This window comes from Variovorax sp. 10N432 (genome assembly GCF_056394465.1).
Genome location: NZ_JBFTHX010000040.1, coordinates 1 through 24,014, shown reverse-complemented (window position 1 = coordinate 24,014; position 24,014 = coordinate 1). Strand labels below are relative to the sequence as shown.

23 protein-coding genes are annotated in these 24,014 nt (G+C 69.8%); 13 read left to right on the top strand and 10 right to left on the bottom strand.

Translation table 11 applies throughout. The features are described from left to right. Positions 1 to 37 precede the first annotated feature (37 nt). Positions 38 to 1,096: an AEC family transporter gene (locus tag AC1DF3_RS30330; protein WP_478141857.1), complete on the top strand. Its 1,059-nt coding sequence runs from the start codon at positions 38 to 40 to the stop codon at positions 1,094 to 1,096. On the opposite strand, the gene AC1DF3_RS30325 is transcribed toward AC1DF3_RS30330, so the two are convergent. Further along, on the bottom strand, positions 1,069 to 1,752 hold the full coding sequence (locus AC1DF3_RS30325; protein WP_286533771.1) for a hypothetical protein: 684 nt from the start codon (positions 1,750 to 1,752) through the stop codon (positions 1,069 to 1,071). The genes AC1DF3_RS30330 and AC1DF3_RS30325 overlap by 28 nt on opposite strands. 203 nt (positions 1,753 to 1,955) lie before the next feature. Here AC1DF3_RS30325 and AC1DF3_RS30320 point away from each other — a divergent pair, with 203 nt between their 5' ends. Then, entirely contained in the window at positions 1,956 to 2,162 is a 207-nt protein-coding gene (locus AC1DF3_RS30320) for a hypothetical protein (protein WP_286533772.1), read from the top strand. Between the two features lie 15 nt (positions 2,163 to 2,177). Here AC1DF3_RS30320 and priA read toward each other — a convergent pair whose 3' ends face one another. The 5 genes from priA to AC1DF3_RS30295 all read right to left on the bottom strand — a co-directional run bounded on the left by priA (position 2,178) and on the right by AC1DF3_RS30295 (position 9,566). Beyond that, positions 2,178 to 4,280, bottom strand: coding sequence for a replication restart helicase PriA (gene priA, locus AC1DF3_RS30315; RefSeq protein ID WP_478141856.1), 2,103 nt, complete (start codon positions 4,278 to 4,280; stop codon positions 2,178 to 2,180). 371 nt (positions 4,281 to 4,651) lie between these two features. Further along, entirely contained in the window at positions 4,652 to 5,755 is a 1,104-nt protein-coding gene (hemE, locus tag AC1DF3_RS30310; RefSeq protein WP_286533776.1) for a uroporphyrinogen decarboxylase, read from the bottom strand. A gap of 51 nt (positions 5,756 to 5,806) precedes the next feature. Beyond that, the gene (locus AC1DF3_RS30305) at positions 5,807 to 6,499 is read right to left on the bottom strand and encodes a redoxin domain-containing protein (protein ID WP_286533777.1); all 693 of its coding nucleotides are present in this window, start codon (positions 6,497 to 6,499) and stop codon (positions 5,807 to 5,809) included. Positions 6,500 to 6,590: 91 nt separating this feature from the next. After that, on the bottom strand, positions 6,591 to 8,780 hold the full coding sequence (locus tag AC1DF3_RS30300) for a protein-disulfide reductase DsbD family protein (protein WP_286533778.1): 2,190 nt from the start codon (positions 8,778 to 8,780) through the stop codon (positions 6,591 to 6,593). 39 nt (positions 8,781 to 8,819) lie between these two features. Then, complete coding sequence (locus tag AC1DF3_RS30295; RefSeq protein WP_478141855.1) at positions 8,820 to 9,566, bottom strand: alanyl-tRNA editing protein; 747 nt, start codon at positions 9,564 to 9,566, stop codon at positions 8,820 to 8,822. Between the two features lie 101 nt (positions 9,567 to 9,667). Here AC1DF3_RS30295 and AC1DF3_RS30290 point away from each other — a divergent pair, with 101 nt between their 5' ends. Further along, positions 9,668 to 11,023, top strand: a complete 1,356-nt coding sequence (locus tag AC1DF3_RS30290; RefSeq protein WP_478141854.1) for a PQQ-dependent sugar dehydrogenase — start codon at positions 9,668 to 9,670, stop codon at positions 11,021 to 11,023. Here the strand turns inward: AC1DF3_RS30290 and AC1DF3_RS30285 are convergent, their stop codons facing one another. Further along, positions 11,024 to 12,034 carry a zinc-binding alcohol dehydrogenase family protein gene (locus AC1DF3_RS30285; protein ID WP_478141853.1) on the bottom strand — a complete coding sequence of 337 codons (1,011 nt, stop codon included), beginning with the start codon at positions 12,032 to 12,034 and terminating at the stop codon, positions 11,024 to 11,026. 85 nt (positions 12,035 to 12,119) lie between these two features. Between AC1DF3_RS30285 and AC1DF3_RS30280 the strand changes: the two genes are divergently transcribed. Both AC1DF3_RS30280 and AC1DF3_RS30275 read left to right on the top strand, forming a co-directional pair. After that, entirely contained in the window at positions 12,120 to 13,049 is a 930-nt protein-coding gene (locus AC1DF3_RS30280; RefSeq protein WP_478141852.1) for a LysR family transcriptional regulator, read from the top strand. Then, entirely contained in the window at positions 13,046 to 13,864 is an 819-nt protein-coding gene (locus tag AC1DF3_RS30275; protein ID WP_286533783.1) for a creatininase family protein, read from the top strand. Before AC1DF3_RS30280 ends, AC1DF3_RS30275 begins: the two co-directional genes overlap by 4 nt. A gap of 18 nt (positions 13,865 to 13,882) precedes the next feature. On the opposite strand, the gene AC1DF3_RS30270 is transcribed toward AC1DF3_RS30275, so the two are convergent. Next, positions 13,883 to 14,512: a YbhB/YbcL family Raf kinase inhibitor-like protein gene (locus AC1DF3_RS30270; protein ID WP_286533784.1), complete on the bottom strand. Its 630-nt coding sequence runs from the start codon at positions 14,510 to 14,512 to the stop codon at positions 13,883 to 13,885. 136 nt (positions 14,513 to 14,648) lie between these two features. Between AC1DF3_RS30270 and AC1DF3_RS30265 the strand changes: the two genes are divergently transcribed. Both AC1DF3_RS30265 and AC1DF3_RS30260 read left to right on the top strand, forming a co-directional pair. Next, positions 14,649 to 14,897, top strand: a complete 249-nt coding sequence (locus AC1DF3_RS30265; RefSeq protein WP_286533785.1) for a GlsB/YeaQ/YmgE family stress response membrane protein — start codon at positions 14,649 to 14,651, stop codon at positions 14,895 to 14,897. 64 nt (positions 14,898 to 14,961) lie between these two features. Next, positions 14,962 to 15,258, top strand: a complete 297-nt coding sequence (locus tag AC1DF3_RS30260; RefSeq protein ID WP_286533831.1) for a hypothetical protein — start codon at positions 14,962 to 14,964, stop codon at positions 15,256 to 15,258. Positions 15,259 to 15,262: 4 nt separating this feature from the next. Here AC1DF3_RS30260 and AC1DF3_RS30255 read toward each other — a convergent pair whose 3' ends face one another. After that, positions 15,263 to 15,823, bottom strand: a complete 561-nt coding sequence (locus AC1DF3_RS30255) for a MarR family winged helix-turn-helix transcriptional regulator (protein WP_478141851.1) — start codon at positions 15,821 to 15,823, stop codon at positions 15,263 to 15,265. Positions 15,824 to 16,065: 242 nt separating this feature from the next. Here AC1DF3_RS30255 and AC1DF3_RS30250 point away from each other — a divergent pair, with 242 nt between their 5' ends. From AC1DF3_RS30250 to AC1DF3_RS30230, 5 genes are read left to right on the top strand one after another with little or no spacing between them, the layout of a single operon-like run. Next, complete coding sequence (locus AC1DF3_RS30250; RefSeq protein WP_478141850.1) at positions 16,066 to 17,058, top strand: Bug family tripartite tricarboxylate transporter substrate binding protein; 993 nt, start codon at positions 16,066 to 16,068, stop codon at positions 17,056 to 17,058. A gap of 10 nt (positions 17,059 to 17,068) precedes the next feature. Further along, the gene (locus AC1DF3_RS30245) at positions 17,069 to 19,366 is read left to right on the top strand and encodes a xanthine dehydrogenase family protein molybdopterin-binding subunit (RefSeq protein WP_478141849.1); all 2,298 of its coding nucleotides are present in this window, start codon (positions 17,069 to 17,071) and stop codon (positions 19,364 to 19,366) included. Then, positions 19,359 to 20,237 (top strand): FAD binding domain-containing protein, encoded by an 879-nt coding sequence (locus AC1DF3_RS30240; protein ID WP_286533790.1) that lies wholly within the window; start codon positions 19,359 to 19,361, stop codon positions 20,235 to 20,237. The genes AC1DF3_RS30245 and AC1DF3_RS30240 overlap by 8 nt, the downstream gene beginning before the upstream one ends. After that, positions 20,234 to 20,710, top strand: a complete 477-nt coding sequence (locus tag AC1DF3_RS30235) for a (2Fe-2S)-binding protein (RefSeq protein ID WP_478141848.1) — start codon at positions 20,234 to 20,236, stop codon at positions 20,708 to 20,710. Before AC1DF3_RS30240 ends, AC1DF3_RS30235 begins: the two co-directional genes overlap by 4 nt. Next, entirely contained in the window at positions 20,700 to 21,485 is a 786-nt protein-coding gene (locus AC1DF3_RS30230; RefSeq protein WP_478141847.1) for a CoxG family protein, read from the top strand. The genes AC1DF3_RS30235 and AC1DF3_RS30230 overlap by 11 nt, the downstream gene beginning before the upstream one ends. A 3-nt stretch (positions 21,486 to 21,488) precedes the next feature. Here the strand turns inward: AC1DF3_RS30230 and AC1DF3_RS30225 are convergent, their stop codons facing one another. Beyond that, positions 21,489 to 22,163: a histidine phosphatase family protein gene (locus AC1DF3_RS30225; protein WP_286533793.1), complete on the bottom strand. Its 675-nt coding sequence runs from the start codon at positions 22,161 to 22,163 to the stop codon at positions 21,489 to 21,491. 595 nt (positions 22,164 to 22,758) lie between these two features. Here AC1DF3_RS30225 and AC1DF3_RS30220 point away from each other — a divergent pair. Continuing rightward, on the top strand, positions 22,759 to 24,014 hold a 1,256-nt coding region (locus AC1DF3_RS30220; protein WP_478141846.1), incomplete at its 3' end, for an ESPR-type extended signal peptide-containing protein.

The window sequence follows — 24,014 nt, the reverse complement described above, 5'->3', positions numbered from 1 at the left end:
CCGCCCGGGCCGCCCGACTGTGGTAGGCGCGCCGCGCATGGACAATCGCCGCGTGCTGCAGATCTTCCTCGTCACCGTTCCCTTCTTCGCCTTGATAGCCGCCGGCTATGCCGCGGCCCGCGGCGGCCTGCTGCCGCTGGCGGCGATTCCGGGGCTGAACGCCTTCGTGCTCTATTTCGCGCTGCCCTGCATGTTGTTTCGCTTCGGCGCCCGTGCACCGATCGGCCAGTTGCTGGACGGCGGCGTGGCGCTGGTCTGGTGCCTGAGCGCGCTGATCGTGGTCGGCGCCACGGTCGCGCTCAGCCGCAATGGGCGCATCGGCTGGAACGATGCGGCCTTCGGGGCCCTGGTGGCCGCTTTTCCGAACACCGGCTTCATGGGCGTGCCGCTGCTGGTGGCGATCCTCGGCGCCCAGGCGGCATCGACCACGATCATCACGATGGCCTTCGACATGGTGGTCACCTCGTCGCTGTGCATCGCGCTGTCGCGGCTCGATGGCGCCGACGGGCATGGCGCCGCCAAGGCCCTGCGGCAGGCGCTGCGCGGCATCTTCCAGAACCCGATGCCCTGGTCGATCCTGCTGGGCGTGCTGGCCTCGGCGACCCGCTTCACGTTCCCGGGCCCGATCGAGCGCACGGTCGCGATGCTGGCCGAGGCGGCCTCGCCGGTGGCCCTGTTCACGATCGGCGCGGTCCTGGCCCGGTCGGCGGTGCTGGCGCGCGAGCACCGCGCCAGTGCGGCGGTCGCGCAGGCCCTGGGCAGTGCGGCCGGCCGCTCACAGCCGCCGGCCCAGGCGGCGCTGGCGGACGTGCTGCCCGTGGTCGCGATCAAGCTGCTGGCGCATCCGCTGCTGGTGTGGGCCCTGGCGCATGGCGTGCGGGCGCTCGGCGTGCCGCTCGGCGGGCCGGCGCTGGTCGCGATGGTGCTGGCGGCCGCACTGCCCAGCGCCAGCAATGTCTCGATGCTGGCCGAGCGCTTCGGCGCCGACGACGGGCGCATCGCCCGCATCATCCTGTGGACCACCGTGGCCGCGTTCTTCAGCTTTCCGCTGGCGGCCGGCTGGCTGGGTCAGGGCGTGAGCACGCCGAGCTTGTAGGGATCGGCGTCGGGCAGCAGCTCGCAGCGTGAGAGGTCGCGCCCCTGCGTGCCGTCGCAATAGAAGGTGTTGCGGACCCGCCCGAACAGCGTCGGCGAGGAGGTGAACAGCACGCCCTGGTTGGGCTGCCACCGGTCCTTGGCGCCGTCCTCGGGCGCGCTCGTCGGCGCGGCCGCCGGATCGGGCGCACTGTGGGCGGCGGTCCCGCCGGCCGGGGTCGTGAACTCGGCCAGCGTGTGCTGGGCCTCGTCGCCGCGCCAGCGGGTGACGAGTTCGGCGGGCTGCGGGCGTCCGACCACCGGGATCAGCAGTGCGTGGACCTGGAAGCCGTGTCCGAAGCGGTGCTCCTTGCCCGCCAGGAAGGCATAGGCGCAGGCGGCCTGGCACTGGCCCTTGACCTCGGTATTGACGCCTGCCGCCTGGATCGCGCGGGCGTAGTCGCCGGCCACCTCGGCGGAGCCGCCCAAGGCGTTCTCGAACACCACGGTGCGAACCTGGCCGCCGGCCAGTTGGGTTTCGAAATCCTTCACCGCGCTGCCGTCGAGCGTCCCGCTGACCAGCAGGCGGTTGCCCTCGAGCTCCAGATCCGCCGCTGGCGCGCCGGCGGTCAGGCCGGCCAGTACAAGGCCCCACAAAGTCCCTGATAGCGTCTTCACGAAGTGACCCTTTCGCAAGACCCCGCAGTAGGTCCCGCTGCGACCATAGCTTGGACAGCGCGTCGGCGCTTCGTCAACTGTTGTTGCAGAGTATTTCCTACAACGGGGCTTCGCAGAAGCAGATAGTGTGAAGTATTCCGTTTGACTAATGCTTAGGTATTCCTTAGCGCTGCTACAGTGGGCGCATGGATCGGGAGAGTGGCATGACGACTTGGACGCGCACGGTGCTGTGGATGGTGTGGCTGGCCGCTGTCGGCTGGCTTTGGTTCGGCGGTTCGCTCGGAACCGGTGCCGCCTTGGCGGCGGCGTTGCTGAGCCTGCTGATGTTCGCCCTGCCGGGGGCGGTCAGACGCCGCCGATCGGGTCTTCAGTATGTGGAGATGGGGAAGGAGCCGGTCGGGTTGCTCTGACGCTCGGCCCGGGCCTCAGATACTCTGGGGATCCACGTCCACCAGCCAGCGGATAACGCCCTTCCCCTCAGGTTGCCGGCGCAGCCCGTGCAGCAGCGGCTGCCACCCGGCCAGCAGCTTCTGCAAGGCGGCCCGTGAGCCGCTCTCGATCAGCATCTGCGCCCGCTCCACGTTCGCCACCCGCTGGATCGTCAACGGCACCGCCGGATAGCGCGTGACCCGGTCGGCGCCGGGCAGGGCCTCGGCGGCCTCACTGGCGGCGTTCAGGAAGGCCTGCGCGGCCTCCTGGCTGCGGGCGTCGGCGCGCAGCAGGGCCTGGAAGGCGAAGGGCGGCATGCCGGCGGCGGCGCGCTCCGCCAGCTCGCCTTGGGCGAAGGCCGCATAGTCATGGCGACGCAGCGCCGCGAACAGCGGATGCTGCGGATGATGGGTCTGGATCCACATCTCGGCGCTGCTTTGCTGCGCCGTCAGATAGGCGGCGTCGCGGCCGGCCCGGCCGGCCGACTGCATCAGCAGGCCGAACAGCCGCTCGGGCGCCCGGAAATCGCTGGAGAACAGCGCGCCGTCCGGGTTGATCGCCGACACCAGCGTGATGCGGCGGAAGTCGTGGCCCTTGGCGATCATCTGCGTCCCCACCAGGACGTCGACCTCACCGGCATGGACCGCCGCCAGCTGCGATTCGAGCGCCCCCTGCTTGCGCGTGCTGTCGGCATCGATGCGGGCGATGCGCACCGCGCTGCCGTCGGGGCGCCGGACCGGCGCGAACAGCTCGCCGAGATGCTCCTCGAGCCGTTCGGTGCCCCGGCCGACCGGGGCGATGTCCGGGTTGCCGCAGGCCGGGCAGGCGCGCGGCACGCGCTCGGTGAAGCCGCAGTGGTGGCAGCGCAGCGTGCGGTCGATCTTGTGGAAGACCCGGAAGGCGCTGCAGTGCGGGCATTCGCTCTTCCAGCCGCAGTCGCCGCAGGCCAGCACCGGCGCGTAGCCGCGCCGGTTCAGGAACACCATGCTCTGTTCGCCGCGCGCGATCCGCTGGCCGATGGCGTCGAGCAGCGCGCCCGACAGCACGGTTTTGGGCGGCTGCAGGTTCATGTCGACCAGCCGGACCGCGGGCAGCGCGCCGGCGCCGACCCGCGAGGGCATCGCCAGCCGCCGGTAGCTGCCGCCGGCATCCTCGCCCTCGGCCGGCCGGCTGCGGTGCCAGCTTTCGAGCGAGGGCGTGGCCGAGCCGAGGATCACCTTGGCGCCTTCGCGGCGGCCGCGCCAGACCGCCAGGTCGCGGGCCGAGTAGCGCGCCCCCTCCTGCTGCTTGTAGCTGGGGTCGTGCTCCTCGTCGACCACGATCAGGCGCAGGGCCGGCATCGAGGCGAACACCGCCATCCGGGTGCCGAGCACGATGCGCGCCGCGCCGCCGTGCGCCGCCAGCCAGCTCGCCAGCCGCTGGGGGTTGGTCATGCCGCTGTGCAGGGAGACCACCGCGTCAGCGCCGAAGCGCGCCTTGAAACGCGCCTCGAGCTGCGGCGTCAGGTTGATCTCCGGCACCATCACCAGCGCCTGCGCCGCCGGCTCGCGGGCCAGCAGCGTCGCCACGCTGCGCAGGTAGACCTCGGTCTTGCCGCTGCCGGTGCTGCCGAACAGCAGGAAGGGGCCGGGCTCGGCCTCGAAGCGGGCCAGTGCCTCGGTCTGCTCGGGCGTGAGGGCCACCACGGCGGCGGCCGCTTCGCCGCCGCCGGCGGCCGCCGCCGGCGGCGCCTGGCGCTTGAGTCGCCGCTCCAGCTGGACCGCGCTCAGGTCGCGCAGCTGCGGCGGCAGGGCGGCCAGCGCGATTTCGCCGAGCGAGCGCTGGTAGTAGCGGGCGGCGAAGGCGACCAGGTCGCGCCAGCCGTCGCCGAGCGGCGGCAGCGCGTCGAGCACGCCGGTCACCGGCTTGAGTTCGATCTCCGAGCCCGGGTCCTCGTCGGCGCTGCGCACCGCCCAGGCCACGCCCAGCACCTCGCGGCGGCCCAGCGGCACCCGCACCAGTGCGCCCGGCGCCACAGCCACAGGGCTTTTGTAGCTAAGTACATCCCCTAGTGCACTGTGCGCCGGAGTTTGTACGGCGACGTCGATGCACCAATTCAAGGCAGCTTCCGGCTAGGCACGTTTGTTAAAGCGAAGTTGAGCAAAACAGCATAAGTCGTTGATTTTCCAGTGCTTTGCGGGACATCCAGAGTTTCTGTGGATAACTTTGTTGATATCAGGGCTCGACACCGCGCGAACCCTTGAGAATCAAGGCTCCGGCTGGAATGCCCGGAAAAAAAGCAAAGTTCAAACCCTATATGAATCAATGACTTAGCTTCGCTATCGCTTTAGGAGCAGGCCAGATCGCGGCTCGGCGGATTTTGCGCACCGCAACAGCCGTTTTGTGCATAAGTCAGTCCCTCCTTACGCTTTTGGCGCTTGACAAATGCCGGACAGCCGTTCTCAGGTACTTACAAGTCATAACAAAACGCTCAAGCACGAAGCATCCGCGACTGCGCATGCACCGCCGCCACCAGGGCCGCGACATGCTCGGGCGGCGTGAACTGGCTGATGCCGTGGCCGAGGTTGAAGATGTGGGTCGGGCCGGTGCTGTCGGGATCGCTGTGCGGGCGGCCGAAGCTGTTCAGCACCTTGGCCACTTCTTCCTCGATCTGGCGCGGCTGCGCGAACAGGACGTTGGGGTCGATGTTGCCCTGCAGCGCCTTGCCGCCGGGCCCTTCGCCGACCCGCGCGCGGGCCTGCCCGAGGCTCACGGTCCAGTCCAGGCCCAGCACCTCGCAGGCCAGCGGCTGCATGTCCTCGAGCCAGAGCCCGCCGCCCTTGGTGAACACGATCCGCGGCACCGGCCGGCCGTCGGCGCCGTCACGGCGCAGCTGCGACAGCACGCGCTGCGTGTAGGCCAGGCTGAAGGCCTGGAAGGCGCCGTCGGCCAGCACGCCGCCCCAGCTGTCGAACACCATCACGGCCTGGGCGCCGGCGTCGATCTGGGCGTTGAGGTAGGCGGCCACGGCATCGGCATTGACCGCGAGCAGCCGGTGCATCAGGTCGGGGCGGCTGTAGAGCAGCGTCTTGACCTGCCGGTAGTCGCTCGATCCCGCGCCTTCGACCATGTAGCAGGCCAAGGTCCAGGGGCTGCCCGAGAAACCGATCAGCGGCACCCGGCCGTCGAGCGCGCGGCGGATCGAGGCGACGGCGTCGAAGACGTAGCGCAGCTTGTCCATGTCGGGGACGGCCAGGGCCCCGATGCCGGCCTCGTCGCGCACCGGCCGCGCAAAGCGCGGGCCTTCGCCGGCCTCGAAAGAGAGGCCCAGCCCCATTGCGTCGGGCACCGTCAGGATGTCGGAAAAAAGGATCGCGGCATCGAGCGGAAAGCGCTCGAGCGGCTGCAGCGTGACCTCGGTTGCGTAGTCGACGTTGGTGGCCAGGCCCATGAAGCTGCCGGCCTTGGACCGGGTCGCCAGGTACTCGGGCAGGTAGCGTCCGGCTTGGCGCATCAACCAGACCGGCGTGTGGTCGGTGGCCTGGCGCCAGCAGGCGCGCAGGAAGGTGTCGTTCTTCAGGGGGGCGAAAGGCATCCCCCGATTGTCGCAGGGGAGTCCGGGCGGGGGCCGGGCCGGCCCGCGGGCTCAGGTCTTGTACTTGATCGAGCAGCCGTAGGGGCGGGTCGCGGCGGCGCTGATCGCCTTGCCTCCGAAGGCCTCGCCCAAGGCCTGGTTGACGTAGTTGGTGGCGGTCTTGATGTCTTCGGTGCGGGCCGAGGGAATGCTGTCGATGCCCCCGGCATAGACCAGGGTCCCCTTGGGGTCGACGATGAAGATGTGGGGCGTGGTGCGCGCGCCGTAGGTGCGGCCGATGACGCCGTCTTCGTCCATCAGCAGCGCGGTGGGGGCGCCCGATTGCGCCTTCATCCAGGCGGCCAGCGCCTCCGGTTTCAGGTAGTCGCCGTGGCCGCGCTCGGTCGAGTTGATGGACAGCCAGACCACGCCCTTGGCGGTGGCGGCCTTCTGGGTGGCGGGCATGTTGCCGCTGCCGTAGTGCTTGCCGACGAAGGGGCAGCCCGGGTTGGTCCATTCGAGGACCACGAACTTGCCGGCGAAATCCGACAGGCGGTGCGAGGTGCCGGCGGTGTCGACGGCGACGAAATCGGGTGCCGGCTGGCCGACCGCGGGCGCCGCGGCGGCCTGGGCGTTGAGCATGAAGGTGGCGCCGAGCGCCACCGCGGCGGTCATGATGGCGCGCCGCGAAGCCCGGCTGAGGGCCGCGCGGGCATCGCGCGCGGCGCGGTAGGAACGAGAGCCGGAGGTGGACGATGTGGACATGTCGGCTGGGACTCCTGAATAAATACTCAATAACTGCGATAGCTTAGAACGGATTCTTCATGTCCATGTGACAACCCGTTAGGGCCCGGGGTCAAAGCCGGGCGAGTGCTTCGCGCAGTTCATTCTTGCCCAGGATCTCGGTCAGCACCACGGGCGGCCGGCCAGGCGCCTGCAGCACGTAGACCGGCACGCCGCTGCGGCCCAACGCCGTCAGGGCCTCGGTGATGGCCGGGTCGCGCCGGGTCCAGTCGGCGCGCAGCAGCGCCACCCGGCGGGCATCGAAGTCGGCCAGCACCTCGGCGTCGGCCAGGGTGCTGCGCTTGTTGTACTGGCAGGTCACGCACCAGGCCGCCGTGAAGTCGATGAACACCGGCTGCCCGGCCGCCGCCAGGGCGCTGGCGCGCTCGGCCGACCAGGGCTGCCAGCGCTGGCCCGCCGCCGTCGCGACCGGTTCGAGTGGCCGCACGACGTGACCGCCGATGGCGCCCGCCAGCACGGCCGTGAGGGCGACGGTCAGGCTGGCAAGCACCAGGCGGGTGCGGCCGCGCAGGGTCAGGCTCCAGGCGATCGCCGCCAGGCAGACGAGCAGGCCCAGCAGGGCGCCGGCGCCGTCGATGCCGCTCTGCTGGCCCAGCACCCAGACCAGCCAGGCGACGGTGGCGAACATCGGGAACGCGAGCAGGCGGCGCAGCGTGTTCATCCAGGCGCCCGGCCGGGGCAGCAGCCGGGCCACGGCGGGCACGAAGCCGGCCGCCAGGTAGGGCAGCGCCAGGCCGAGCCCGAGCACCGCGAACATCAGCAGCGCCTGGCCGGCGGGGAGGGCGATCGCGAACCCCAGCGAGGCGCCCATGAAGGGCGCGGTGCAGGGCGATGCGACCACCACCGCCAGCGCGCCCGACAGGAAGTCGTTGGCCACCGGATGGCGGGCCTGCACGGCCCCGATCGATGCCGGCGCCATGCGGCCGAACTCGAAGAGGCCGGCCAGGTTGAGCCCGATCAGCGTGAACAGCGCGGCCAGGGCCGCCACCACCGCGGGCGACTGCAGCTGGAAGCCCCAGCCGAGCTGGGCGCCGGCGGCCCGCAACGCGAGCATCGCGCCACCCAGGGCCAGGAAGGACAGGATCACGCCGCCGGTGTAGGCCAGGGCAGCCAGCCGGTGGGCGCGGCGGTCGTCGGCATGGCGCGTGAAACCCAGCACCTTGATCGCCAGCACCGGGAAGACGCAGGGCATCAGGTTCAGCAGCAGGCCGCCGATCAACGCGCCGAGCAGGGCGGCGACGAAGCCGGCCGAGGGCGGTGCCGGTCGCGGCGCGGGCGGCGCGGCGTTGGCCGCGAGCGCGGCCGTCAGGGCCGGCGACACCTGGGCCGGCGCCGCGACGCTCGGCCAGCTGCCGGCCACCGGCGCCTCGGCGCGCCAGGCGGCCGGTTGGCCGGGCTGGCGATCGGCTTCGGCGAGCGCCACCACCACCGGCATGACGGCGGGGCTGGCGCTGCGCTGGTCGGCCAGCGGCACGGTGGCGGTCCAGGCATCGCCCTGCCAGGCCTGGGTCCAGTCCTTTCCCAGCACGGCGCCGGTGCGGATCACCTCGGCGGTTTCGGGGAAGAACTCCAGGGTCTTGCCTCGGGCGGCGGCGGGCAGGCCGTCGAGGCGCACCTGCAGCTTGTCGCCGTCGATGGCGATCCGGCCCGGCTGCGCCAGCGCGGCGGGCCGGGCGGCGAGCGCGGCATCGAAATCGGCCTTGTGCAGCGCCGTCGAGCCCTGCAGCGGCAGCTTGAGAAGGAATTCCCCGTCTTCGGGAATGCACTCCTTGCTGCACACCAGCCAGGAGGCCTTGAGCCGGACTTCCATCTCGGCGGCGCCGGTGAGCGCCGGCTGCGGCTTGAAGTCGGCGCCGACGCTGAGCGGCACCGGCAGCAGCACGGTGTTCTCGTAGCCGTAGTTGGCCAGGTTGCCGATCGGGATCTTGCGCGGCACGGGCCAGTCGATGTCGCCGCTGGAAACGCCCGCCGGCAGGGACCAGGCCAGCTCGGTCGGCAGGCCGGAGTCGCCCGCGTTCTTCCAGTAGGTGTGCCAGCCGGGCTGGTGCGCGATCTGCAGGCCGACCCAGAGCGGCGCCCCGGGCGACACGCCCTCGGGGGCATGGGCGACGAGCTCGGCCCGCACGTGCGGGGTGGTGACGACCGGGCCGGTCCTGGCGGACAGCTGGGCCACGGCCGGCAGGCAGGCCGCGAGGCTGGCGCAGAGGAATGCCGCGAGGCGGAATCGGGAAAGGAGGGACATGCCGTCAGTCGGAGCGGGCGCGCGAGGCGAAGTTCCGGCTCATCCGCCCCACCCCAGCACCACGCGCCGGCTGTTGGCGCTCTTCTTCTCGATCTTGGTGACCAGCACGGCGCCGATCTCGCCGGTGTTCGCCACGTGGGTGCCGCCGCAGGGCTGGAAATCGATGGCCTGGTCGCCGCTGCCGATGCGGATCGTGCGGACCGTGCCGGTGCCGCGCGGCGGCTGCACGCTCATGCTCTTGACCAGGGCCGGGTTGGCGTCGAGCTCGGCATCGCTGATGGCGCCGACCACCAGCGGATGGGCGGCCGCCACCAGCCGCGCGAGGCCGGCCGTCAGGGCCTCCTTGTCGAGCGGGTCGGTCATGTGGAAATCGAGCCGCGCGTAGTCGGGCGTGATCGAGCAGCCGTTGACCGGCTGCGGCACCAGGTGGCACAGCAGGTGGGTGGCGGTATGGAAGCGCATCAGCTTGTGGCGGCGCTCCCAGTCGATCGCGGCGGTGAGGCGCACGCCGGGCTGCAGCGCGGCGACCAGGGCCTCCTGGCCCGCGGCCGGGACATGGACGATCTGGTCGGTGGGCTTGCCGTCGGCATCCTTGGCCTTGCGGGTATCGACGATCACGATCTCGCGGCCGTCGGTCAGCAGCAGCCGGCCGCTGTCGCCGGCCTGGCCGCCGCCCATCGGATAGAACACGGTGCGGTCGAGCACGATGCCGCCTTCGTCGGCGGCGACCACGAGGGCCTCGCAGTCGCGCAGATAGGCATCGGAGCGGAACAGGTCGTCGGTCATGGCCCGATGGTAGCGGCGCGGCTGCGGGGCAGCCGGCCCACGCCCGAAAGCGCCCACAGCCGACACCCGCGGCGCTGCGGGGCGGGCAGGATGGCACCAGAATGAACCTGCCCATCACCCCATCTCTCTTCGTGCGGCGCTCGCTGCTCGCCCCGGCGGCGGCGCTGCTGCTGGCCGCCTGCGGCGACGCCGCCAAGCTGGCGCCGGAAGCCGAGACCGGGCCGACACCGACCCTGCCGGCACCGCGCCAGGCCCTGCTGCCGACCGTCAATGTCGCGCCGGTCGTGGGTTGGACCGACACCGCCGGCCCGACCGCGCCCGACGGCTTCGCGGTGACGGCGCTGGCCCGCGGGCTGGACCATCCGCGCACCGTCTACACGCTGCCCAACGGCGACGTGCTGGTGGTCGAGAGCAACAAGCCGCCGAAGCCCGAAGGCAGCCACGACGGCGGCAGCGGGCTAGTCGCACGGACCAAGCAGTGGGTCACGGGCCTGTTCATGAAGCGCGCCGGCGCCGGGGTGCCGAGCGCCAACCGCATCACCTTGCTGCGCGATGCCGACCACGATGGGGTCGCCGAACTGAAGCAGGTATTCATGCAGAACCTGAACTCGCCCTTCGGCGTCGTGCTGGTCGGCAACGAACTGTTCATCGCCAATGCCGACGCGCTGGTCAAGGTGCCGTATGCCGACGGCCAGACCCAGGTCACGGCGGCGCCGGTCAAGGTGACCGACCTGCCCGCGGGCATCAACCACCACTGGACCAAGCACGTGGTCGCCAACCGCGAGGGCACCAAGCTCTATGTCACGGTCGGGTCCAACAGCAACGTGGGCGAGAACGGCATGGAGGCCGAGGAGGGGCGCGCCGCCGTCTGGGAGGTCGACCTGAAGAGCGGCGAGAAGCGGCTGTTCGCCAGCGGCCTGCGCAACCCCACGGCGCTCGCCTGGGAGCCCGACACCAATGTGCTGTGGGCGGTGGTCAACGAACGCGACGAGCTCGGCAGCGACCTGGTGCCCGACTACCTGACCTCGATCAAGGACGGTGCCTTCTACGGCTGGCCGTGGAGCTACTACGGCGGCTATGTCGATGCCCGCGTGAACCCGCAGCGGCCGGACCGGGTCGCCGCCGCGGTGGTGCCCGACTACGCGCTGGGTTCGCACCGGGCGCCGCTCGGCATCGCCTTCTCGCGCCCGGGGGCCATGCCCGTGGAGTTCGCCAACGGCGCCTTCATCGGCGAGCACGGGTCCTGGAACCGCAAGCCGCTGGCCGGCTACAAGGTGGTCTTCGTGCCCTTCATCGGCGGCCGGCCCAGCGGTCCGCCGGTTGATTTCCTGACCGGCTTCCTGACCGCCGACGACAAGGCGCAGGGCCGCCCGGTCGGCGTGGCCTTCGACAACAGCGGTGCCCTGCTGGTCGCCGACGATGTCGGCAACGCGGTCTGGCGGGTCAGGAAGAAGTAGCTAGAACCCCGCCAGCACCACCTTCCCCTGCGCCTTGCCGCTCTCGATCAGCGCGTGGGCCCGGCGCAGGTTGGCGGCGTTGATGGCGCCGAAGCTCGCGTTGGCCGTGGTGCGGATGCGGCCGGCATCGACCAGCTGCGCCACCTCGGCCAGCAATTCGCCTTGGCGCGCCATGTCGGCGGTCTCGAAGCGCGAACGGGCGAACATCATTTCCCAGTGCAGCGAGATGCACTTGGTCTTGAGCGGCATGGCGTCGAGAACGGGCATGTCGTCGATCACCGCCATCCGGCCCTGCGGCTGGAGGCTTTCGATGATCTGCGTGTAGTGCTGGCCGGTCTGCGTCAGGCTGGCCACCATCTCGACCTCGCCGAAGCCGGCTGCCTTCAGTTCCCCGGCCAGCGGCTTCGAATGATCGATCACGGCATGGGCGCCGAGTTCGAGGCACCAGGCCCGGGTCTCGGGGCGCGAGGCGGTGGCGATCACGCGCAGCTGGGTCAGCTGGCGCGCCAGCTGGATCAGGATCGAGCCGACGCCGCCGGCGCCGCCGACGATCAACAGGGTCTGGCCGGCGCCGCCGCCCTGGGGCACGCCCAGGCGATCGAACAGCAGCTCATAGGCCGTGAGGGTGGTCAGCGGCAGCGCCGCAGCCTGGGCGTCGTCGAGGCTGCTGGGCGCCAGCGCCGCGATCCGCTCGTCGACCGTGTGCAGCTCGCTGTTGGCGCCGGGACGGACGATCGAGCCGGCGTAGTAGACCCGGTCGCCGGGCTTGAACCGGGTGACGGCGCCGCCCACCGCCTCGACCGTGCCGACCGCGTCCCAGCCCAGCACCTTGGCCTGGCCGGCTTCGGGGGCCGCGTTGCGGCGCACCTTGGTGTCGACCGGATTGACCGAGATCGCCTTCACCCGCACCAGCAGGTCGCGGGGGCCGGGCGTCGGGGCCGGCAGCTCGAGGTCCTCGAGCGCCGCGGGGTTGTCGATGGGGAGGGATTGGCGGTAGCCGACGGCTTTCATGGGAGTTCCTTGATCGTTGCGACAGGCTCAATGTAGAGTGGCAATCGGAAATTGATAAGGGCCTTGGAGAAAGCTTCACTTTCAAATGAAGATTGAAAATATCGCCGACCTGCAGGTGCTGGTCCATACGGCGCGCGGCGGCACGCTCACGGCGGCCGCCGCGGCGCTCGGCATCACGCCGGCGGCGGCCAGCGCGACGCTCAAGCGGCTCGAGTCGCAACTCGGTGCACGGCTGTTCGAGCGCTCGACCCGGGCCATGCGGCTGACGCCGCAAGGCCAGACCCTGCTCGATTACGCGGTGCGCGCCTTCGAGCTGCTGGCCGAGGGCGAATCCCTGGTGCAGGCCGATCGGGGCGCGCTGGTCGGCACGGTGCGGGTGGCGGCCCCTTCCGACCTGACCCGGGTCACGCTGCTGCCCTGGTTCGATGACTTCCTGGCGCTGCACCCGGGCCTCCAGCTGGCGCTGTCGGTCGGCGACCGGCCGCTCGACGTCATGCGCGACGAGGTCGACCTGGCGCTGCGCTACGGGCCACTGGCCGACTCGCGGCTGGTGGCGAGGCGGCTGGCCGACTCCCGTCCGGCGCTGTGCGCCTCGCCCGCCTATCTGCGCCGCCATCCGGCGCCGCAGACGCCGCACGACCTGCTGCAGCACAACTGCCTCACCTTTCATCGCGGCGGCCGTCGCCAGCGGCTGTGGCGCTTCGCCCGCCAAGGCCACTGGACCGAGGTCCGGGTCGATGGAGACCGGGTGGTCGACGATGCCTCGCTGGCGCGCGAATGGGTCCTGGCCGGGCACGGCATCACCCTGAAGTCCGAACTCGACCTGCAGCGCGACGTGGCCTCGGGCGCCCTGGTGCGCCTGCTGCCCGACTGGGACACCGAGCCCTATCCGCTGCATGCGCTGTTGCCGAGCGGCCGCTTCGTGCCGGCGCGGGTGCGGGCGCTGGTCGACTTCCTGGCGCTGAAGTTCACGTCGAACCCGACGCCGGAAACTGGCCCTAAGATCACTGCATGACAGCCCCTGCCAGCCGCTTCTGGTCCCAGCTCACGACGCGCGATTTCGCCGCCCTCGATCCGGCGACCACGGTCGCGGTGCTGCCGCTGGGCGCCACCGAACAGCACGGCCCGCACCTGCCGCTGGGCGTCGATTCGGCGCTGGTCGACGGCATCGTCGCCGCCACCCTGCCGCTGCTGCCGGCCGAGCTGCCGGTGCTGTTCCTGCCGACCCAGCAGATCGGCCTGAGCCCCGAGCACGCGCGCTTTCCCGGCACGCTGACCCTGTCCTCCACCACGCTGATCCAGCTCTGGAGCGAGATCGGCGCCGGCGTCGCGCGGGCCGGCCTGCGCAAGCTGGTGCTCTTCAACGCCCACGGCGGGCATTCGGGCGCCATGGACATCGTGGCGCGCGAGCTGCGGGCGGCGCATGGGCTCATCGTCTACAGCAGCAGCTGGTTCAACCTGCCGCTGGGCGACGCCGGTGCGCAGTTCAGCGCCGACGAGCACCGCTTCGGCGTCCATGCCGGCGAGATGGAGACCTCGATGATGCTGGCGCTGGCACCCGGCCAGGTGGCGATGGGCGCGGCGCGAGACTTCGGCTCGACCTCGCGCCAGCGCGCCGCCGACTACCCGATCCTCGGCAACGGCCGCAGCGCGAAGCTCGGCTGGGCGATGGAAGACTACAACCCCGCGGGCGCGGCCGGAAACGCCGCAGCCGCGAGCGCGGACAAGGGCCGGGCGCTGGTCGACGCCAGCGCCGCCCAGCTGGCGGCGCTGCTGGGCGAGGTCTCGCGGCTGCCGCTGGCGACGGCCTACACGCAGCCGCTGCCCTGAACGTTGCTCCGCTGCCGATCAGCCGGCGACCAGCGGCCCCGCGGGTGCGGATTCCGGCAGCTTGATCGACCCGTCGGGCCGTTCGCAGGTGCCGATCAGCAGGCCGCTGGCAATGGCATGCGCACGCAGCGCCTCGAACACCTCGTCGCGCCCCGGATGGGACGAGAACGATGGCGCCGTGCCGAGCGCGAAAACCTGGAACGCATAGCGATGCACGCCATGGCCGGGCGGCGGGTCGGGCGGCAGCCAGGCCGCCTGGAGGTAGGAGTTGAGGCCGGCATGGCTGCCGTCGCCTTCGTTGTCGACGCTGGGCAGGGCGCCTTCGTGCAGGCTGCCGTCCGCGGGCGGCAGATCGACCACGAGGGCGTGCACCAGCGGGTGAGGCGTCGGCGAATCGGCGTCCTCGACCACCACCACCAGCGCGGCCGCATCGGCCGGCACGCCGACCCATTCGAGCGGCGGCGAGCGGCCGACGCCATCGGCCGTGTAGCGATCGGGAAGCGGCGCATGGTCGACGAAGGCCAGGCTGGTGACCCGGATCGAGGCCATGCCGGCACGCAGGCCGATGGTGTTGAAGGCGATCTCGTCCAGGCCGGCGCGCACGCCGTGCAGGGCGTGGCCAATCACGTCAGGGAGCTTCTCGAGCATTTGCCGGTTATATAGCAGCGCCGGCGGTTGGATGCGGGCGCTGGACGACAGGCGATGTCGGCCGCGGCCCGCTATCATCGATTCGAACGCCGCCGGCCGGGCTGGGGCGTCCACTCCCACAACTCCAAGGACTCGTATGAGCATCGTCTGGACCATTCTGATCGGCTTCGTCGCGGGCCTGGTGGCTCGGGCGATCAAACCGGGCGACGACTCGGCCGGCTTCATCATCACCACGCTGATCGGCATCGCCGGCTCGCTGATCGCGACCTACGTCGGCCAGGCCATGGGCTGGTACACGGCGGGCCAGGGCGCGGGCTTCATCGCCTCGGTGGTCGGGGCGATCGTGCTCTTGTTCCTGTACGGACTTGTCAAGCGCAAGACCTGAACCCGCGCCGGGCCCCGCGAAGCCGGCCCGCAAGGCGCGCAGCCGCCATCACCACCACGTCTACGTGGTCGAACTCGACGACCGGGTCTGGAACGTGGCGCGCTTCCGGCGCGCCAATCCCGACTACCGGCTGGGCATGCCCTTCGTCTATGTCGGCATGACCGGGCTCGATCCGGACGTGCGCTTCGACAAGCACAAGGCCGGCATCCAGGCCAACGGCTTCGTGCGCGACCACGGCCTGCGCCTGCTGCCGGCGCTGTACGCGATGTACAACCCGATGCCCTACGAAGCGGCGCGCGAGATGGAGGTCGAGCTCGGCATCGCGCTGCGCGAAGCCGGCTACGGCGTCTGGCAGGCCTGACCCCTCACTTCGGTTCGCGTGCGTCCGCGGCGGCCTCGCCGATGCGGCGCAGGGTCTTGAGGGCGCGGTAGAGCACCACCCGGTCGTCCGCGCTCAGCTGGCGGATCACGGCGGCCTGGCGCTGGCGTGCCAGCGGAATGATCTGCTCGTAGAGCGCCTGGCCGAGCGGGCTGATCCGGCAGGTCTGCCACTTGCGCGCGCCCAGCTGCTCGGCGTGCAGCGACAGCAGTCCCCGGCTCTCGAGCAGTCGCAGCGTGCGGCTCACCTGCGCCTTGTCGGCCGCGGCGCGCGTCACCAGCTCCATGAAAGGCAGCTGCCGCGCCTCGGCCAGCACCGACAGCATGCGCCACTCCGACACCGTCAGGCCGGCCTGCTCGGCGTAGGGCACGGTGATGGCGCGGCGCAGCGCGTTGCTGGCGTGACTCATCATGGTGGTCAGGAAATCGTCGATCGCCAGGCTGGCGCCGCCTTCCTCCAGACCGGCCCAGGGCGATGCGTCATGCCCGTATCCGCCCTCGGCAGCCGTCCGTGGCAGGGGGGCTTCTTGTTCTTCGTTGGGGTCCATGGTCAGGGCGGGTGCGTGCGCTCGCGGCAGGGGCAATGGGCGAATCGTCTCATTGAACGCAGGAAAAGACCTGTTCAGAGCATTTCGGTTGATTTGTCAATACGCTATTGTGCCTAGTTGATCGATCAACCAGAAAAGCGAAGAATACGGCTGTGCGTTTCTCTGATGGGCGATTGATCCATATGTGAAACAAACAGTTTGACCCCTGGCCGACCCCCCATGCCCTTGCTGGAGCCCCCTCGATGAAATCCGCCCGCCGACTCTTCGTCACCGCCGCCATCGCAGGCGTGCTCACCGCCACGCTGGGTGCCGCACAGGCCCAGACGGCCGCTGCCTACCCGACCAAGCCGATCACCGTCGTGGTGTCCTATCCGCCGGGCGGCGACACCGACGCCATCGCGCGGCTGTTCGCCGACAAGCTGTCGCAGCGCCTCAAGCAGCCGGTGGTGATCGACAACAAGCCGGGCGCGGGCGGCGCGCTCGGCAACAACTTCGTCGGCCGGGCGCCCGCGGACGGCTACACGCTGCTGTTCACGCCGAACCCGTTCACCACCGCGCCGCTGGTCATGAAGCTGTCGCCGAGCGCGGGCTACGACGTGCTGCACGGCTTCGAGCCGATCATCAAGACGGCGGTGCAGCCGCTGGTGCTGGTCGCCAACCCGGCCGCCGGGGTCAAGTCGGTGCCCGACATGATCAAGAGCGTGAAGGGCGGCAAGCCGCTGAGCTATGCCAGCCCCGGCGCCGGCTCGCCGATGCACATCCTCGGCGAGTGGCTCAACCGCGAGGCCGGCGTCAAGATCACCCATGTGCCCTACCGCGGCGTGGGCCCCTCGGTGACCGACGTGGTCGCAGGCCATGTCGACACCGCCTGGGTCACTTTCGGCCCGGTCACGCAGTACATCCAGCAGGGCCGGCTGGTGCCGCTGGCGATCGGCGACGCCCAGCGCTCGAAGCTCGCGCCCAGCGTGCCGACCGTGGCCGAGGCCGGCTACAAGGACGTGGTGGTCGGCGCCTGGAACGGCTTCTTCGCGCCCAAGGGAACGCCGGCCGAAGTGGTCAAGCTGCTCAACACCCAGCTCAACGAGATCCTGAAGTCGCCCGAGGTGGTCGAGAAGCTCGCCACCTTCGGTGCCCTGCCGGTGGGCGGCGCGCCCGAGTTGCTGGGGAAGACCAACGCCTCCGACTACGAGGTGATGGGCAAGGTGATCCGCGACCTGGGCGTGCAGGCCGACTAGAAGCTGCGCCATGACGTCGGGAACCAACCAGTCCACGCTCGGGCGGGACGTGCCGCAGGTGAATGCGCGCGCCAAGGTGCTGGGGCGCGCCCAGTACGCGGGCGATCTCAAGGTCGCCGGCATGCTGCACGGCGCGGTGCTGCGCAGCCCCTATCCGCATGCGCGCATCGTCGCGATCGACACCTCGGCGGCGCTGGCGCTGCCGGGCGTCAAGGCGGTGCTGACCGGGGCCGACGCACCGCGCGCGATGTGGGGCGTGCATCACAAGGAGCGCCGCATCCTGGCCGAGGGCGTGGTCCGGTTCGCCGGCGAAGAAGTCGCCGCGGTGGCAGCGGCCAGCGAAGAGATCGCACGCGACGCGCTCGACCACATCCAGGTCGAGTACGAGGAACTGCCGGCGATCCTGACGCCGGAGGAGGCGCTCGACGAGGAGGCGCCCGGCGTCCATCCGGGCCGCAACAACGTCTCGCACGAGATCCGCTTCGAACGCGGCGACGCCGACGCCGCCTTCGCCTCGGCCGACTTGGTCCACGAGGCCACCTACACCACGCACGCGCAGTACCCGGGCTACCTCGAACCGATGGCGACGGTCGCCGCGCTCGAGCCCGATGGCCGGCTGGTGGTCTGGACCTCGACCCAGTCGGTGACGCAGGCGCGGCTGCGGCTGGCGGCGGCGCTGGAGATGCCGATCTCGCGCATCCGGGTGCACCAGGCGACCACCGGCGGCGGCTTCGGCGGCAAGCTGGTCGAAGACGCCAACAACCTGATCGCCGGCCTGCTGGCGCGCAAGACCGGCAAGCCGGTGCGGCTGGTCAACAACCGGCTCGAGGACTTTCTGGCGGCGCCCTCGAGCGTGCCCGAGCGCATCACGCTCAAGCTCGGGATGACCCGCGCCGGCCTGATCGTCGCCAAGGAGGTGCGCATCGTGGCCGACTGCGGCGCCTACAGCGGTCTCGCGGCCGAGGTGATGCACGTGAGCGCGATGCGCAGCGACAACATGCACCGCAACCCGAACGTGCGCTCGCACGCCACGCTGGTCTACACCCACACGCCGCCGCACGGCGCCTTCCGCGGCTTCGGCGGCTCGCAGATGCTGTTCGCGCTCAACAGCCACATCCACACTATGGCCGAGCAGCTCGGCCTCGATCCGGTCGCGATCCACAAGCTCAATGCGATAAGCGCCGGCGAGACCTCGATCCACGGCTGGCAGATCGGCAGCACCGGCCTGAAGGAGTGCATCGATCAGGCGATCGACGCCATCGGCTGGCAAGCCAGGCGCGCCGCGCCGAAGGGCACTGGCGCCCGCCGCCGCGGCGTGGGCATGGCGGCGGCGATGCACGTCAGCGGCAACCGCACGATCGGCAACTGGGACGGCTCGACCGTGGTTGTCAAGGTCAACGAAGATGGCCGCGTCTTCATCCACAGCGGCGAAGCCGACATGGGTCAGGGCGCGATGACGATGCTGAGCCAGGTGGTGGCGCACGAGCTCGACATCCCCCTGGACCACACGCACGTGGTGCCGCCCGACACCGACAGCTCGCCGATCGCGATCGGCTCGCTGGCCTCGCGCGTGACCATCGCAGGCGGCAACGCGGCGATCGTGGCCGCGCGCATGGCCCGCGACAAACTGATCGCGCTGGCCGCGACCCAGCTCGAACGGCCGGTCGAGCAGCTCGAATGCGCCGACGGCACGGTGCGGGTCATCGCCGACCCCGAGCGCAGCTGCACGCTGGCCATGCTGGCGCGCCTGCACGTCTGGCGCCACGGCGGCGAAGGTCTGCAGGTCAGCGGCAGCTGGGACGCGCGCACGCAGATGCACGACGACCAGGTCTACGGCAACATCGCGCCGGCCTATTCGTTCGCGGCCCAGGCGGTCGAGGTCGAGGTCGACACCGAGACCGGCCAGGTCACGCTCGTCGACAGCTTCGTCTCGGACGACTGCGGCAAGGCGCTGAATCCGCTGGCGATCCACGGCCAGACCAACGGCGCCACCGTGCAGGCGATCGGCTGGGCACTCTACGAGCAGCTGCAGCTCGAAGGCGGCCGCATGGCCAACGGCAACTTCGCCGACTACACGATGGCCACCAGCGACGCGGTGCCGATGCTGCGCGGCGGCATCGTCGAGTCGAACGATCCGAACGGCCCCTACGGCGCCAAGGGCGCCAGCGAGACCGCCATCCTGCCTGGCGCGCCGGCGATCGCCAACGCGGTCTACGACGCCATCGGCGTGCGCATCCGCGACCTGCCGATCACGCCCGAGAAGGTGCTGGCGGGCCTGCGCGAACTGCAAGGTGCGCGTGATGCGTGATTTCGATTTCCTGCAACCGACCTCGATCGACGAGGCCAGCCGCATGCTCGCCGAGCTCGGCGACGACTGCCGCGTGATGGCCGGCGGCAGCGCCCTGATGCTGGCGATGCGCCAGCGCATGCTGACGCCGACCCACATCGTCTCGATCGCCCGGCTCGACGCACTGCGCGGCATCTCCTTCGACGCCCGCGACGGCTTGCGCATCGGCGCGCTCTCACGCCACTGCGACGTGGCGCGTTCGCCGCTGGTGCAGCAGCACTACCCGATGCTGGCCGCGATGGCGGCGCAGGTGGCGAACCCGCAGGTGCGCCACCAGGGCACGATCGGCGGCAACCTCTGCTATGCCGATCCGGCCACCGACCCGCCCAGCTGCCTGATGGCGCTCGACGCCCGCGTCACGCTGGCCAGCTCGCGCGGCGAGCGGGTGCTGGGCATGGAGGAATTCCTGGTCGACTACTACGTCACAGCCATCGAGCCCGACGAAGTGGTGCTCGACATCCGCGTGCCGGCGCCCTCGGCCGACGCCGCCGGCCGCTACACCCGCTTCCGGCGCACCGCGGCCGAGCACCGGCCGCTGGTCAACGTCGCGCTGTCGGTGCGCCGCAGCGGCGCGCGCTGCCACGAGGCCCGGCTGGTGGTCGGCGCATCGACCCCGATCCCGGCCCGCGTGGCACGCGCCGAGGCCTTCCTGGCCGGCAAGGCCGTGACTGCGGAGGTGGCGGCCGAGGCGGCCGACATCGCGAGCGCGGACATCCTCGCGGTCTCGGATTCGCGCGGCAGCGAGGACTATCGCCGCGACATGGTGCGGGTGGTGGCCCGGCGCACCATTGCCCAGCTGTTCGATCTGGCCATCGATGGAGACAAGCAATGAGCAAGCACCTGATCGCGATCACCGTCAACGGCGAAGCGCAATCGATGGAGGTGCCGGCGCGGCGCATGCTGTCGGATTTCCTGCGCGACGATCTGCACCTGACCGGCACCAAGCGCGGCTGCGAGACCGGCACCTGCGGCGCCTGCTCGGTGATCGTCGACGGCGAGGTGGTCAAGTCCTGCCTGTCGCTGGCGGTGCAGGCCGACGGCTGCCGCATCACGACGGTCGAGGGCCTTGGCAACGGCGATGCGCTGCATCCGCTGCAGCAGAGCTTCATGCAATGCGGCGGCCTGCAATGCGGCTACTGCACCCCCGGTTTCCTGATGGCGTCGTGCGCGCTGCTGGCCCACAACCCGAACCCGACGGTCGACGAAGTGCGCCACGGCCTGAGCGGCAACCTGTGCCGCTGCACCGGCTACACGCAGATCGTCGAATCCGTCATGAACGCTGCGGAGAAGATGCGTGGAAATTGAAAAGACGATGACGGTCGCCGCGCCCGCGGCGCAGGTCTGGCAGATGCTGCTCGACCCCCAGGTGATGGGCAGCTGCGTGCCCGGCATGAAGTCGATCGAGGTGGTCAGCGACGTCGAGTACATCGCCCAGATCCACGTCAAGATCTCCTTCATCAGTGCCAGGTTCAAGCTGCGCACGACCATCGTGGAGCAGCGGGCGCCGCACTACCTGCGCTGCGAAGGCACCGGCGAGGACGCCTCGGTCGCCAGCTCGCTGAAGCAGCAGAGCGAGCTGTTCCTGGCCGAGCTGCCGGACGGCCGCACCGAGCTGCGCATGAAGGTCAAGGTCGACGTGCTCGGGCGGCTCGGCACCTTCGGGCTCAGCGTCATGAAGACCAAGGCCGACCGGATGTGGGAGGAGTTCGGCCAGAACCTGGTGGCGCGGCTGGAATGCGGGCCTTCAGTGGCGGCCACCGCGCCCGCAAGGGCTGCGGCGGCGCCGATCCAGGCTGCGGCACCGGCCAGAGTGGCACCGGCCAGCTTGGCGGCTGCTGCGCGGCCCGTGGCGGCTGTCGTGGCGCCGGCTTCTGTGCCGGTTGCAACGCCACCCGCGGCCGTCCCGGCTGCCCCCGCGCCAGCGGGCCGCGGCTGGTGGTCGCGGCTCGTCCATGGCAGCACGGCGGACGGCCGTCACATCCGCATCGAACTGCAGCGTGGCGACACCCAGCTCAAGATCGACTGGCCGGTCGAAGCCGCGGCCGATTGCGCGGCCTGGCTGCGCGAAGTGACGAAGTAGTCCTCAGGAGTACGTGACCCAGCCTTCGTAGGCCGGGCCGTCGAGGTGCGGCAGCGTGTTGTAGGTCAGCAGCATGTGGCGCTTCGGCGTGAAGGCGAACTCGGTCACCGCGGTGTTGCGGATCCGCAGGTTCAGCTCGACCGTGGTCTCGGGGCTGGTGCCCAGCACATGGCCCACGGCCGTGCTGATCGGACCGCCACTGGACACCACCAGCACCTTGGCCCCGTGGTGCTTGTCGCGCACATGGTCGAGCGCGGTCGTCACGCCCGCCAGGAAATCGACGTAACTCGGCATGCCGACCGGCTCGGTGCGGCCTTGCATCCAGGCGCCCAGCCCGTCGCGCAGCAGGCGGAAATGGTGGCGGTACATCTCCGGCGAATCGGGCTTCTCGAGTTTGCCGGAATGGACCGTCGCAATGATCGCCTCGCTGTCGTACTCGTTGAGACCGGGCCAGGGCAACACGTCCTCGGGCCCGATGCCCAAGCCCTCGGCGATGCCCTCCCAAGTCTGGCGATGGCGCTTCAGCGTGCCGGTGATCACGGCGTCGAAGCGCATGCCGCGCTCGCGCCAGTACTCGCCCAGCCGCACCGACTGCTTGCGGCCCAGTTCGCTGAGTTGGTCGTAGTCGGCGGCGCCGAAGCTGGCCTGCCCGTGGCGCACGAGGTAGAGGGTTCCCATGCCGGGATTCTGCCAATCGGGGGCGCTGGCCGCGGTCGCGGTGGTGACCAAGGGCTTCTTGAATGCCTCGATCCGTGCTCGAAGCGCGACGTCGTCCGCCCGATCGTCAGCCTCAAAGCAATGGTTTGACGGCGGTCGAGGTCGGTGGGTTTTCGCGTTCGGTCAATGGCCCGAAATTGAATTGACGGCAAGAATTTTCAGGATTTTTAAAAGTTCATATATCGATCATTTCGTCGCATGGTTTCCATTTCCAATGAGACGATTCTCATATGCGCTCCAAGGGCCCGTCAATATCATGAATTCCGAGTCCTTGGCAAGCCGATCGGCAAGGAAATATCAAGAGGCGGAAATAAATCACGTCATTTGAGAGCTTCAATTCAATTTCAGAATTTTCTCAATCCCCGCGTGAAACCCTTTGGGGTGAGATCGGTTTAAGAACTTTCTTATATGTTGTTGCAGTAATTTCTTACAGAATAAACCCATGACGGCAGATCAATAAGGCAATTGAATCGAGCTGATCTCGGCGGCAATTCTTTAGAAAGAAGAAATGCGGTGCAGAGCATTTATTTCAACTTCAACTGGGGTGTTAATTTCCATGAACAAGTCATTCAAGAGCGTTTGGTGCGAGAAGACGGGAACTTTTGTTGCGGCGAGTGAAGTCGCCAAGGGGCGAGGGAAGAAGTCGAGCAGCCGGAAGGCTCTTGTGGCGATCATGATGGCCGGTGCGGCCTTTGGGGCGATGGCGGGCTCGACTGATGGTGGCAACGCCTCAGCCACGAACGCTGTCTCCGTTGGCCCCTCGTCGACCGCTACGGCCCAAGATGGCACGGCGGTTGGCTTTGAGACCAAGGCCTCGGGGGTCAATTCCACGGCAATCGGCAACCAGGTCGAGGCGGCGGGTGCCGGCTCGATAGCGATTCAGGGCAACGGCGTAACGACTGTGGCTACCGACGCTGCGTCGACAAACGCTATCGCCATCGGCCAATCATCCCAAGTTCGAACGTCCGCTTCCGCGATTGTGCTCGGCGCCAATGCGACCGCGACTGGCGCGGCTGACGCCGTAGTCATGGGCCGTGCTGCGAATGCGGCCGCAGCCAGCGCCATTGCGATCGGCGCGTCGGCCAACGCGACGGCCGCCAACTCCGTCGCCCTCGGCGCGGGTTCGACCACGACCGCCGATCTGGGCGCCACGGGCTACAACCCCGGTTCGACGGGCCTGTCGGGCACGGCATCGGCTGCCAAGGGCGAAGTCTCGGTCGGCTCGGCAGGCAATGAACGCCGCGTCACGAACGTCGCCGCCGGTGCCGCGGCCACGGACGCCGTCAACGTCAGCCAACTGCAATCCGAAGCTGCGAAATCCGATGCTACCGGTGCCGCTACGGCCGCAGCCCTGGGCGGCGGCGCGACCTACAACGCAACCACCGGCGCGATCTCGGCGCCGAGCTACAGCGTGAACGGCACGCCGGTCAACAACGTGGGTGACGCCATCACCAACATCGACGGCCGCGTGACGCAGAACAAGAGCGCGATCGACGGCATCACGAACGATCTGGCCGACGGCAAGGTGGGCCTGGTGCAGCAAGCTGCAGCCGGTGCCGACCTGACGGTGGGCAAGGCCACYGACGGCGTGGCGGTGGACTTCGCCGACAAGGACGGCAACACCCGCACGCTGAAGAACGTCACGGCCGGCGTCGCCGATAACGACGCGGTGAACATGTCGCAGCTGAACGCGACCAACCAGAGCGTGGCCGGCAATACGAACGCGATCGGCGCCCTGGGCGACCGCGTGACGCAGAACACGACCGACATCGCCGGCAACACGGGCGAGATCAACACGCTCAAGAACAGCGT

Coding starts and splice junctions, on each gene's coding strand:
- AC1DF3_RS30330 (WP_478141857.1), top strand. CDS start 38: ATGGACAATCGCCGCGTGCTGCAGATCTTCCTCGTCACCGTTCCCTTC.
- AC1DF3_RS30320 (WP_286533772.1), top strand. CDS start 1,956: ATGACGACTTGGACGCGCACGGTGCTGTGGATGGTGTGGCTGGCCGCT.
- hemE (WP_286533776.1), bottom strand. CDS start 5,755: ATGCCTTTCGCCCCCCTGAAGAACGACACCTTCCTGCGCGCCTGCTGG.
- AC1DF3_RS30305 (WP_286533777.1), bottom strand. CDS start 6,499: ATGTCCACATCGTCCACCTCCGGCTCTCGTTCCTACCGCGCCGCGCGC.
- AC1DF3_RS30300 (WP_286533778.1), bottom strand. CDS start 8,780: ATGTCCCTCCTTTCCCGATTCCGCCTCGCGGCATTCCTCTGCGCCAGC.
- AC1DF3_RS30295 (WP_478141855.1), bottom strand. CDS start 9,566: ATGACCGACGACCTGTTCCGCTCCGATGCCTATCTGCGCGACTGCGAG.
- AC1DF3_RS30290 (WP_478141854.1), top strand. CDS start 9,668: ATGAACCTGCCCATCACCCCATCTCTCTTCGTGCGGCGCTCGCTGCTC.
- AC1DF3_RS30285 (WP_478141853.1), bottom strand. CDS start 12,034: ATGAAAGCCGTCGGCTACCGCCAATCCCTCCCCATCGACAACCCCGCG.
- AC1DF3_RS30280 (WP_478141852.1), top strand. CDS start 12,120: ATGAAGATTGAAAATATCGCCGACCTGCAGGTGCTGGTCCATACGGCG.
- AC1DF3_RS30275 (WP_286533783.1), top strand. CDS start 13,046: ATGACAGCCCCTGCCAGCCGCTTCTGGTCCCAGCTCACGACGCGCGAT.
- AC1DF3_RS30270 (WP_286533784.1), bottom strand. CDS start 14,512: ATGCTCGAGAAGCTCCCTGACGTGATTGGCCACGCCCTGCACGGCGTG.
- AC1DF3_RS30265 (WP_286533785.1), top strand. CDS start 14,649: ATGAGCATCGTCTGGACCATTCTGATCGGCTTCGTCGCGGGCCTGGTG.
- AC1DF3_RS30255 (WP_478141851.1), bottom strand. CDS start 15,823: ATGGACCCCAACGAAGAACAAGAAGCCCCCCTGCCACGGACGGCTGCC.
- AC1DF3_RS30250 (WP_478141850.1), top strand. CDS start 16,066: ATGAAATCCGCCCGCCGACTCTTCGTCACCGCCGCCATCGCAGGCGTG.
- AC1DF3_RS30245 (WP_478141849.1), top strand. CDS start 17,069: ATGACGTCGGGAACCAACCAGTCCACGCTCGGGCGGGACGTGCCGCAG.
- AC1DF3_RS30240 (WP_286533790.1), top strand. CDS start 19,359: ATGCGTGATTTCGATTTCCTGCAACCGACCTCGATCGACGAGGCCAGC.
- AC1DF3_RS30235 (WP_478141848.1), top strand. CDS start 20,234: ATGAGCAAGCACCTGATCGCGATCACCGTCAACGGCGAAGCGCAATCG.
- AC1DF3_RS30225 (WP_286533793.1), bottom strand. CDS start 22,163: ATGGGAACCCTCTACCTCGTGCGCCACGGGCAGGCCAGCTTCGGCGCC.